General features: G+C 32.4%; 11 protein-coding genes. 5 read left to right on the forward strand and 6 right to left on the reverse strand.

The window, feature by feature from the left end; all coding sequences use genetic code 11:
- The first annotated feature begins 42 nt into the window (after nt 1-42).
- Nucleotides 43-1,095: an endonuclease/exonuclease/phosphatase family protein gene (locus tag VBY68_RS14655; protein ID WP_124587617.1), complete on the forward strand. Its 1,053-nt coding sequence runs from the start codon at nt 43-45 to the stop codon at nt 1,093-1,095.
- A 31-nt stretch (nt 1,096-1,126) separates the two neighbouring features.
- On the opposite strand, the gene VBY68_RS14660 is transcribed toward VBY68_RS14655, so the two are convergent.
- From VBY68_RS14660 to VBY68_RS14670, 3 genes are all read right to left on the reverse strand, one after another.
- Nucleotides 1,127-1,471, reverse strand: coding sequence for a hypothetical protein (locus VBY68_RS14660; protein WP_099214735.1), 345 nt, complete (start codon nt 1,469-1,471; stop codon nt 1,127-1,129).
- Nucleotides 1,472-1,545: 74 nt separating this feature from the next.
- Nucleotides 1,546-3,231 (reverse strand): single-stranded-DNA-specific exonuclease RecJ, encoded by a 1,686-nt coding sequence (recJ, locus tag VBY68_RS14665; protein ID WP_415270145.1) that lies wholly within the window; start codon nt 3,229-3,231, stop codon nt 1,546-1,548.
- Between the two features lie 18 nt (nt 3,232-3,249).
- On the reverse strand, nt 3,250-3,675 hold the full coding sequence (locus tag VBY68_RS14670) for an OsmC family protein (RefSeq protein ID WP_028891787.1): 426 nt from the start codon (nt 3,673-3,675) through the stop codon (nt 3,250-3,252).
- 120 nt (nt 3,676-3,795) lie between these two features.
- Here VBY68_RS14670 and VBY68_RS14675 point away from each other — a divergent pair, with 120 nt between their 5' ends.
- On the forward strand, nt 3,796-4,386 hold the full coding sequence (locus VBY68_RS14675; protein ID WP_028891788.1) for a carboxymuconolactone decarboxylase family protein: 591 nt from the start codon (nt 3,796-3,798) through the stop codon (nt 4,384-4,386).
- Nucleotides 4,387-4,448: 62 nt separating this feature from the next.
- On the opposite strand, the gene mscL is transcribed toward VBY68_RS14675, so the two are convergent.
- Genes mscL through VBY68_RS14690 form a run of 3 tightly spaced genes read right to left on the reverse strand, consistent with a single transcriptional unit; the run spans nt 4,449 to nt 6,613 of the window.
- Nucleotides 4,449-4,850 carry a large-conductance mechanosensitive channel protein MscL gene (gene mscL, locus VBY68_RS14680; RefSeq protein ID WP_197017701.1) on the reverse strand — a complete coding sequence of 134 codons (402 nt, stop codon included), beginning with the start codon at nt 4,848-4,850 and terminating at the stop codon, nt 4,449-4,451.
- A gap of 52 nt (nt 4,851-4,902) precedes the next feature.
- Nucleotides 4,903-6,006 carry an alanine racemase gene (gene alr, locus VBY68_RS14685; RefSeq protein ID WP_099214732.1) on the reverse strand — a complete coding sequence of 368 codons (1,104 nt, stop codon included), beginning with the start codon at nt 6,004-6,006 and terminating at the stop codon, nt 4,903-4,905.
- A complete protein-coding gene (locus VBY68_RS14690; RefSeq protein ID WP_099214731.1) occupies nt 5,996-6,613 on the reverse strand; it encodes a thymidine kinase in 618 nt (205 codons plus the stop codon). Before VBY68_RS14690 ends, alr begins: the two co-directional genes overlap by 11 nt.
- 101 nt (nt 6,614-6,714) lie before the next feature.
- Here VBY68_RS14690 and VBY68_RS14695 point away from each other — a divergent pair, with 101 nt between their 5' ends.
- The 3 genes from VBY68_RS14695 to VBY68_RS14705 all read left to right on the forward strand — a co-directional run.
- Entirely contained in the window at nt 6,715-7,647 is a 933-nt protein-coding gene (locus VBY68_RS14695) for a hypothetical protein (RefSeq protein WP_415270146.1), read from the forward strand.
- Complete coding sequence (locus tag VBY68_RS14700) at nt 7,648-8,655, forward strand: glycosyltransferase family 4 protein (protein ID WP_415270147.1); 1,008 nt, start codon at nt 7,648-7,650, stop codon at nt 8,653-8,655.
- 488 nt (nt 8,656-9,143) lie between these two features.
- Nucleotides 9,144-11,026 (forward strand): hypothetical protein (locus VBY68_RS14705; RefSeq protein WP_415270148.1); only part of this gene is annotated, 1,883 nt, incomplete at its 3' end.

Consider the following 11,026-nt stretch of genomic DNA (forward strand, 5'->3'; position numbering starts at 1 on the left):
GCTTGAAAATTGTTTTTACTTTTGTCGCGTAAAATTTATTAAATGAGAAATATAGCTTTACTTTTAGTCTTAACTCTTGTTGTTTTTTCTTCATATGCACAACAAGGAGCAAAAAAATATAAAATAAGAACTGTTGGTTTTTATAATTTAGAAAACCTTTTTGATACTAAGAATGATCCTGAAAAGAATGATGAAGCAAGTCCAATTATGGAGATGAAAGGAGATAAAGAAGAGGTTTATATAGATAAAATTGATAAACTGGGAGAGGTTATCCTACAATTAGGAGCAGAAAAGGCTAAGACCAGTCCTGCAATTTTAGGTGTAGCAGAAGTTGAGAATAAAAAAGTTTTAGAAGATTTAGTAGCGTCAGAAAGGTTAAAAAAGAAGCGTTATAGTATTATTCATTTTGATTCTCCAGACAAAAGAGGAATCGATGTAGGGTTGCTGTATCAACCACGTTATTTCAAGCCAATTCATTTTGAGGCGTTCAACCCTAATATTTATGATGAAAACAGGAAAGTTTATACACGTGATATTTTATTAGTTTCAGGTTATTTAGATAATGAATTAATACATGTTATTGTAAATCACTGGCCATCTCGAAGAGGTGGAGAAGCAAAAAGTAGACCATTGCGTGAAAAAGCAGCTTATAAAGTGAAGCAAATTATAGAAAAAATTAAGCTGAACGATCCGAACCCGAAAGTGTTAATTATGGGTGACTTTAACGATGATCCTATCAACTCTAGCTTTAAAACTGTTTTACAAACTAAAAGTAAGAAGAAGAATGTAAAAGAAGGTGATATTTATAATCCGTATGAAGATATGTTTCGTCGTGGATTTAATACACTTGGATACAGAGATAATATCAATCTATTTGATCAAATTATGTTCACCTCTCCGTTACTAGATAAAGGGAAAAAAGATTTTTCCACATACAAAATGTTTAAGTCAGGAATCTTTAATAAGCGTTTTTTAACCCAAAAGAGTGGACGTTATAAAGGGTATCCTTTTAGAAGTTTTTCTTATGGGAGGTATACAGGAGGATATAGCGATCATTACCCAGTATATATGTACTTAATTAAAGAAGATAAATAATTAAAAAGGCTTGCAAAACTTGCAAGCCTTTTTAATTTTTACATATATCATTTAAATAATTATTCATTCTAAGTTGAAACAAAGTACCTTTTAAAAGATCGTCTATTTGCCACAGTTCAACTGATGATACAGCCATACTTACTTTATTTGAGGGAGTTTGAAGTAGAATGGATCTACAATCTCTGCCTTTACTACAAGTAGCGCAATTTTTTTGAAGCTTAGAATCAGTTACTTTGTCTAAAAATAACTCTATTTCTTGCTCAGTTAAATGAAAGCCTGTGTCTCTAAATATTAATTGAACTAAGTTTGAATCGTTTTCTTTCCAATGAAAAGAAATACCTATGTTGTTGTCGTATATTTTAGTAATTCCGTCCATAACTATATTTATTTCGGTAACAAATATATGAGTTTATTTGGAATTATTCTAAATAAAAAATAGAGGGGCTTTTACTACTTTAAATCTTTTAACATTAGTTGAATTGAAGTATAACCATTCCATGTATTTTCATCTAATGTGTAAGCAATATCAAAATCATTTTGAATGGTAGATATTTTATTACCTAAACCAAATCCAATAGCATTGTATGTTTTTTGATCTGAACCATAGATAAGATTTAACTTTAAATGACTAGAATCAGCACCAACTTGTTTTCCGTAACCATTGTCTCTCACAGCTGTAGTGGTAAAAACAGGCTTCATATTTAGTGGGCCAAATGGAGCCATTTGTTGAATTATTCGGAAGAATTTTGGGGTAATTTCTGAAAGGTCTATCTCAGCATCAATAGTAATTTCAGGAGTTAATAAGCTTTTTTCGATAGTAGCGGAAACAACTTCTTCGAACTTATTTTTAAAATTTTCATATTGTTCGGGTAAGAGCGTTAAACCTGCAGCATATTTATGTCCTCCAAACTGTTCTATAAACTCAGAACATGCTTCTAAAGCATTATATACATCAAATCCTTTTACTGAACGGGCAGAAGCAGCTAATTTATCACCGCTTTTAGTAAAGACCAAAGTAGGTCTGTAGTAGGTTTCTGTTAAACGAGAGGCTACAATACCAATAACACCTTTGTGCCAGTTTTCATCAAAAACTACTGTAGTGTATTTCTCTTGTTCGTTGTTGTTTTCAATTTGTAATAAAGCTTCTTGGGTGATAGCTCTATCCAATTCTTTTCTATCTGAATTAAATTTTTCTATTGCTGAAGCAAATTCAATTGCCGAGTCAAAATCCATTTCAGTTAACAATTCAACAGCATAATTTCCATGTTTCATACGTCCCGCAGCATTTATCCGCGGAGCGATTATGAAAACAACATCGGTAATAGTGAGTTCTTTTTTTTGTAACTGATGAATAATGGCTTTGATACCATTTCGAGGTTGAGAATTGATAACTTGTAATCCGTGATAAGCTAACACTCTATTTTCACCAGTCATGGGAACAATATCAGCTGCAATTGCAGTAGCTACTAAATCTAAATACGGAATTAAATCTTCAATAGTTTGATTTCTTTTTGAAGCTAATGCTTGAATCAATTTAAAACCAACACCACAGCCACACAATTCATCATATGGATAGTTACAATCTATTTGCTTAGGATTTAAAACAGCAACTGCTTTAGGGATTTCACTTCCAGGTTTATGGTGGTCACAAATAATAAAATCGATGTTTTTTTCAGTAGCGTAGGCAACTTTATCAATAGCTTTAATTCCACAGTCTAAAGCTATGATGAGAGAAAACCCATTGTCTTCAGCAAAATCTATTCCTTGAAAAGAAACTCCATATCCTTCTTCATAACGATCAGGAATATAGGTAGCAATATTAGGATGAATTGTTTTTAAGTATGATGACATTAAAGAAACAGCTGTAGTTCCGTCAACATCGTAATCGCCAAAAACTAAAATGTTTTCGTTATTTGCAATAGCTGTTTCAATGCGTTGTACTGCGATTTCCATATCCTTCATTAAAAAAGGATTGTGTAAATCACTCAACGAAGGGCGAAAGAAATGTTTAGCTTCATCAAATGTTTCAATACCACGTTGTACTAAAATTTTAGCCAAGGTTGTATCGATAGATAATTCTTTGGCTAATTGTTTTACTTTAATGGTGTCTGGTTGTGGTTTTAATGTCCAGCGCATAGCAATTTTATAGGAAATTTAGTTGTTGTGTAAATGTATAGCTGTAGTTACATCAGCAAATTTTCTAAACATTTCCATAACACCACAATATTTCTCTATAGATAAATCTACTGCTTTATTAATTTTTTTCTCATCTAAATCACTTCCGTAAAAATGATAATCTACTAATACTTTATGATAATATTTTGGGTGTTCTTCGGTTAATTCACCAGTAACAACAATTTTAAAATCATCAATTTTAACACGCATCTTTTCTAACATAGGAACAATATCTAAACCTGAACAACCAGCTAGAGAAGAAAGCATCATAGCTTTAGGTCGTAAACCAGTATTATTTCCTCCATGCTCTTCAGAAGTATCAATAACTATTGGATGTCCACTAGGATTATCACTTTCAAATTGCATGTTTTCTTTCCAAACGGTTGTAACTGTGTTTGTTGCCATATCTTGATAATTTTTTGTTTATTGCGTAAGTAAGTCAATGTACATTTCGACTTAATATATTTAAATAGTAACACAAACTTACAGTAAAAAGTTAGTATTAAAAACTTAAAAAATAAATCTATGCCTTTAGTAACTCCTTTAGATCCAAACCACGATGTTGAAACCAAACAACTATCCGATTTTTATAATGAAACATTAGGTTTTTGCCCTAATTCAGTGTTAACTATGCAACGTAGACCAGAAATTTCCAAAGCTTTTATCAATTTAAATAAAGCAGTTATGGCAAACCATGGTCGTGTAACTTCAGCGTTAAAAAGAATGATTGCCTGGGTAAGTAGTAATGCTACGGGTTGTCGTTATTGTCAAGCTCATGCAATTCGTGCAGCAGAACGTTATGGCGCAGAACAAGAACAACTAGATAATATTTGGGAATATAAAACACATCCTGCCTTTTCTGATGCGGAACGTGCAGCATTAGATTTTTCATTAGCAGCTTCTATGGTTCCGAATATGGTGGATGAAAAAATTAAAGAAGAATTATATAAATACTGGGAAGAAGGTGAAATTGTTGAAATGTTAGGTGTAATTTCTCTCTTTGGGTATTTAAACCGTTGGAATGATTCTATGGGAACAAGTATAGAAGATGGTGCAGTGGAAAGTGGAGAACAATATTTAGGAAAACATGGTTGGAATAAAGGAAAGCATGTATAAATGAAATTATCAAAAATAAAAAAGCTCGCAATTGCGAGCTTTTTTATTAAGTATTTAATAGATTATTTTTTTAATAAATCTCTAATTTCTGCTAATAACTCTTCTTGGCTAGGTCCCTTTGGAGCTTCTGGTGCAGGTTCTTCTTTTTTCTTCATAGCATTTACAGCTTTTACAACCATAAACATTACAAAAGCTACAATAATAAAGTCGATAACATTGGTTAAAAACTCACCATACATTATAGCAACTTCTCCTGTTATTTTACCAGCCTCATCAGCTACACCTTCTTTAAGAACGTATTTTACGTCTTTAAAATCAGCCTTGAAAATAAGTCCAATTAAAGGAGAAACAATTCCACCAGTAAAAGAAGTTACTACTTGTTTAAAAGCGGCACCCATTACAAAACCTACTGCAATGTCTACTAAATTTCCTTTCATTGCAAAGTCTTTAAACTCTTTGAGCATTCCCATATTTTTGAATTTTAAATAGTTAATTGAATTGAAAAGTATAAAAAAATTAACTTTTCACCAATCTTTTTATACGTTGAGATAAGGCAGTAAGTATTTCGTATGAAATAGTTTCACATTTATGAGCCATATATTCTACATGTTGTTGATGATTGAAAATAATAACTTCGTCACCTTCTTTACAATCAATTTTAGTAACATCTACCATAATCATATCCATACACACATTTCCAATGATAGGTGCTGGTTGATTGTTAATGAAAACAAATCCATTTTTATTTCCTAGCTTTCTTGAAATGCCATCAGCATGTCCTATAGGAATTGTTGCACTTCGTGTAGGTTGACTAGCTACAAAAGCTCTATTGTATCCAACTGTTTCACCTGGTTGAACTATATTGATTTGAGAAATTATAGACTTAAGCGTATGTGTATTTTTAAGTTGAGCGGTTTCTTGTTCGTCATTTCCAAAACCATATAAACCTATTCCTAGGCGTACCATATCGAATTGAGCTTGTGGGTAATTGATAATTCCTGATGTATTCAAGATATGTATCATGGGTTGATATCCTAAGTGCTCATAAACTTGTTTTACGATATAAGCAAAGTTGTTAATTTGTCCAATAGTAAATTCTTGCTCACGAGGGTCTTCACTAGCAGCTAAATGAGAAAATATAGACTCAACTTTTACGTTATTTGATTTTTTTAGCTCTGCTACAATTGTAGGGACATCAGTATGCCAAAACCCTAATCGATTTAACCCAGTATTAAATTTTAAGTGTATAGGGTAGTTCATTAAAGGTTCTTCATCAGCAAGTTTTAAAAAAGCATCAAAGATTTTGAAACTATATAAACTAGGTTCAAGTCGGTATTTTACAATATCTTTTAAGTTTTGAATTTGAGGATTTAGAACTAAAATAGGAGTTGTAATTCCAGCTTCGCGCAAAGCTATTCCTTCACTTGAATAAGCAACAGCAAAATAATCAACGTGGTCTTGTGCGATTTTAGCAACCTCTGTAGATTCACTTCCGTAACCAAAAGCTTTAACAACAACTAATATTTTTGTTGTAGGCTGTAGCTTCTGTTTAAAATAGGCTAAGTTGTGTAGTACAGCTTTAGCGTCAATTTCTAATACGGTTACGTGATTACTGTTCATTATTACTTTCTTTTTTATTATGTATTTCGTGTTCCTTCATAGCCTTATAATAAGCAGCTCTACTAAGTGGTTCGTATTCTTGAGTTTCGCCTAAAAGTACTAAGTCATCACTTTGAGCTTTTCTATAACTATAGTGGGCTAAATTCCCTGTACGTGTACATACAGCATGAACTTTAGTAACATATTCTGCGGTAGCCATTAATGCAGGCATAGGTCCAAACGGCTTTCCTTTAAAATCCATATCTAAACCAGCTACTATAACACGAATTCCTCTATTGGCTAAATCGTTACAAACAGCTACGATTTCGTCGTCAAAAAACTGTGCTTCGTCTATTCCAATAACATCAACATCATTAGCTAATAGTCTAATGTTTGAAGATGCAGGAACTGGTGTAGAACGAATTCTATTTTCATTATGAGATACTACTTCCTCATCATCGTATCTTGTGTCAACTGATGGTTTAAAAATTTCAACACGTTGTTTAGCAAACTGCGCACGTTTAAGTCTACGAATTAATTCTTCGGTTTTCCCCGAAAACATTGAGCCACAAATTACCTCAATCCAACCAAATTGTTCTGTATGATTTACTGTATTTTCAAGAAACATTTTGTAATTTTAAGCTCTAATTATTGATTTTTGTATTACTTTCGAATGAGGAACAAATTTATTAAAATTTAACAGCAAAAATTAAATTCAAACAACAACTTATGCACAAAAAACTAGCATCGGATTTAACCAGTTTAGCACACAGTATCTTACAGATGAAAAATAGAGAAGATGTGTTTGAGTTAAAACAAAAAGCATATGAGGTTTACGAAAAACTTTCGGTTTTAGCGTATGTAGAAGAATATATAAATAACACTCCAAATCCAACAAAAACTAAAGAAGAGCTGTTAAAAGATGTTTTACTTGCTGAAGAAAAAAAGCAGGCTGAAGCCGTGGAAGAAATTTTACCTAAAGTAGAAGAGGTAAGTGTAGAGGCAGAGAATGATGTTATAGGTGATTTGGATGCTGAAGTAGAAAAGACGGAACAACCAATTCAAGAAGAGATAAAAGTAGAAAAGTCTGTAGAAGAAAAGGAACAAAAGGAAGAGTCTTTAGAAGATAGGAAAGTACATTATTTAGAAGAAGACTTAAAAGAAAAGTTTGAGCAAGAAGCAGATGAAATAGCTGAAAAAGTAATAGAAGGAATTAATGAAGAAATAATTACTAATGAAATTATTGAGCAGCCTTTTGATGAGTTAGAAGAACTATTACATGGAGATGCTGATGATGTAAAAAATGATGTAAAAGATGTTGGGGAAAGAAAAACTCCAACTTTAGAAGATGAGTTACAAGATACCATTTCGGTTGATGTTATGACAGACTTATTCACTAAAGCAGCTCCTAAGAAATCATTAAATGACCATTTTCAAACTACAATTCAAATTGATTTGAATGATAGAATTGCTTTTGTTAAACATTTGTTTAATGGAGATCAAAACGATTTTAACAGAGTAGTATCTCAACTAAATACTATTAAAACAGAAAAAGAAGCGAAAAAGTTTATCAATAAAATGATAAAACCAGATTATGACTGGTCGGAAAAGGAAGAATATGAAAATAGGTTGTTGGAAATCATTGAAAGAAGATTTGCTTAAATGAATTCTGATCTTATAGTCATACATACTCACTTTCATAAACGAAGAACAGGTGTTACAAGAAGTATTGAAAATATACTTACTGAATTAAAGAGGCTGTGTACGACTTATTTGTATGGATATGGTATAGAAGGAGAAAAAATTACAGTTTCTCAATTAAAAAAGTTATTGTTTTCTAAAGAAAACATTGTTGTTCATTGTCACCGTAACAATGAAATTTTAAAAATGCTATGGTATCGAGTCTTAGGAGCGAAATTCAAATTAGTAGCTACAAGACATGCAGAAACAGATCCGTCTAGTTTTACCAAGTTTTTATTAAAGAAATCAGATGAGGTTATTACGTTAACAAGCTCAATGCATAAAAAATTAGGGATTTCTAATGTAAAAGTATCACATGGTGTAAATACAAATCTTTTTGTTCCTAATCCAGAAAAAAGTTTAAAAAACATTTCGCAAAAGAATATTATCCTTTGTGCAGGAAGAGTAAGAAAAGCGAAAGGACAAATAGTATTATTAGAAGCCGTAGCACCCGAATTACTAAAAAATAAAGACTGGGCATTGGTTATTGTAGGTAAAGTAGATAAACCACCATTTTTAGAAGAATTAAAAACTATAGCAAAAAAAAATAAAGTAGAAAATCAGGTTTATTTTATTGATGAAACTCCAGATATTGTTTCTTATTATCAAGCAGCTAAAATTTCGGTAGTACCGTCTTTTACAGAAGGATTTTCTTTAGTTTGTGCAGAGGCAATGGCATGTGCAAATACAGTAGTAGCAACAAAAAATGTTGGAGTACATTCTGAACTAATAACAAATTTAAAGTCAGGGTATTTGTTTAATTCAGGAAATACAGCAGAACTTCAAGAAATAATTACAAACCTAATAAATGATAAGCTTCCTAGTTTAGGAGGTAGCGCTCGAAAGGAAATTGAAGAAAATTGGAGCGCAAAAAAAGAAGCTAAAGAACTGTTAAAAGTATATAAAAAGGTGAGTAAAAAAACTTTATAATAAAGTATTTTACCTGAAAAATCTCAAACTTTTTAAATTGATAAAGGTAGCTTGGCAGTTATTAAATAGCTTTGAACATCTAATTAAAATATAGGGGAAAAACCCCTTTTTAGTTTTAGTGTTAATAAGTAAACTTGTTAAGTAAATGTTAATTGATTAACTTTGCTCTCCTAACTCATATTTCTTACATGAGTTTTTCTAACCTCTCAACAAGATATCCCTTTAACCTCTTTGTTTTGTAACCTCTCTTACAACTAAAAATAAAACTTTAGTTATTTAACAACCTCTTTATAATAGATGTTTTACAACCAACTCGTTTTTTATGTTGGCTAGATGTGTAACCCCTTTAATAACAAAAAATTAAAGAATAATACCATGTAAAATATTACAATATGTTGCTTAATGATACAGAACCTGCCTGTAAAAGGAGAGGGTTAAAAACGTTAAAAAACTGCATTGATAAAGGTTTTAAAAGGTGCCTATATAGTATGACAGGTCTTCTTGTCGTGCTTTTTTTCTTTGTAACAAATGCAGTGAGTGCACAAATAGTAAATACAGAAACAACAGTTCAAGCAAACTTTGGTGTTGATTCAGATGTGTATTCAGGAATAGTATCCTTTCCAAATGGAGCAGTCTTCCCATTTGGAACAGATGATTGGTTTTTAGGAGACTCAGGGAAAGGGGTGATAGACGAAACGCCAACGGCAGTAACAGCAAATCTACTAGTAGATGATAATGCTTCTGCTGAAATAAGAATGAGTGTTCCTATTTACACAGTTGTAGATGGAAGATTATGGATTGATGCTGTATTTATCAGAGATCAGAATGCTCAAGGTAATAATACAGATTCAAATGTATTTACAGGAGGGTCAGATAAAAACAATGATAATCCAAATACTTGGACAATTACTGATGCCTCAGTACCTCAAAAAAATGATATTATAGATGTTTTTGGACACTTAAGAAGAGAAGGGGCTACTGTGGGAACAGATGAATGGGCTTTTTTAGGGGCTTCAACAAGAAATGATAGTGGAGATAGTTATTTAGACTTCGAATATTTTAGAGAAAAAGTAAACTTAGTAGGTGGAACTATTCAATCAGAGGTGGACTTATCAGCTACAGGAGGAAGAACCCCATATGTATTTAACCCAGATGGTTCAGTACTACAACATGGGGATATCATCCTTTCTGTTAATTATGCTAATGGAGGAGCTAATGCTATAATTAAACTATATGTTTGGGTTGAATTAGTAGGGGTTCCAGACTCTTATTTTGATACACATAACACGTTGCCCTTTAGACCATTTGAATTTAAACAAGATAATAATGGGTATATACAGTATGATGGTGGTAATGGAGCAGGAAATTATGGATATGCAGAAATACAATTAAGACAAGGGGCACCAGATGCAGTGTTCTCTCAAGTAAATGACGCTGGTCCAGTACCAGCAGGACCTTGGGGAACAATTAATAAAGGAGGAAATATAGTGTCTGATTACTCTCAAACTACTTTTGCAGAAATAGCAATTAACGCATCAGCATTAGGTTTTGATTCAAGTAGTACTCCTGGAATAGATTGTATAAGTCCGTTAGGAAGTGTAATTGTAAAAACAAGGTCTTCTGATTCATTTACCGCAGAGTTAAAAGATTTAGCGGGACCATTTAGTTTAGCAGATACACCTGAAGTAACAGTAGAAATTGAAGGTGAAGATTTAGGATGTACAGAAGATAGTATTACATTAACAGCAACTGCAACTCCAGAAGGAAATACATTTACGTATGTGTGGTATAAAAATGGAGAAGAGTTAGAGGGAGAAACAGGAAACACATTAGAAGTAACTGAAGCAGGGACGTATAGTGTAGCAGCAACTTTAGAGTTTGCTCCAGGAGTTTTTGGTTGTACGGCAGAAGATGATTTTGAGGTGAATGGAGAACCTTTAATTCCTTTAAATCAAGTTTGTCCAGAAAACCAAACAATACCAGAATGTACTTCACAAGAAGATATCAATAGTGCTTTTACTACTTGGTTATCTGGATTTTCAAATTCAGGAGGAAATGGAACTGTAGTAGAGAAATATTATATAGGAGAAAATGAAGTTGATGTAAATACTCTTGAAGCACCAGATGCTTGTGGAGGAAGTATTGTTTTAAGATATGAAGTCTCTGATGAATGTGAGCAAGTAGTTTCTTGTGAAAGAACATTTACAGTTACAGCAGATGATGAAGCCCCAGTCATTGCAGACCAAGACGATATCATGCTAGAAGAATGTAACCAAGCATGGCCAGAAGTGGTAAGCACTACTTGGACAGATAACTGTGGAATCGGAGGTGAGAAATCAGGAAGCCTAAACGGAGTAGCCGGAGAAGTAAT

This window comes from Tenacibaculum ascidiaceicola (assembly GCF_047470925.1).
Lineage (GTDB): Bacteria > Bacteroidota > Bacteroidia > Flavobacteriales > Flavobacteriaceae > Polaribacter > Polaribacter discolor.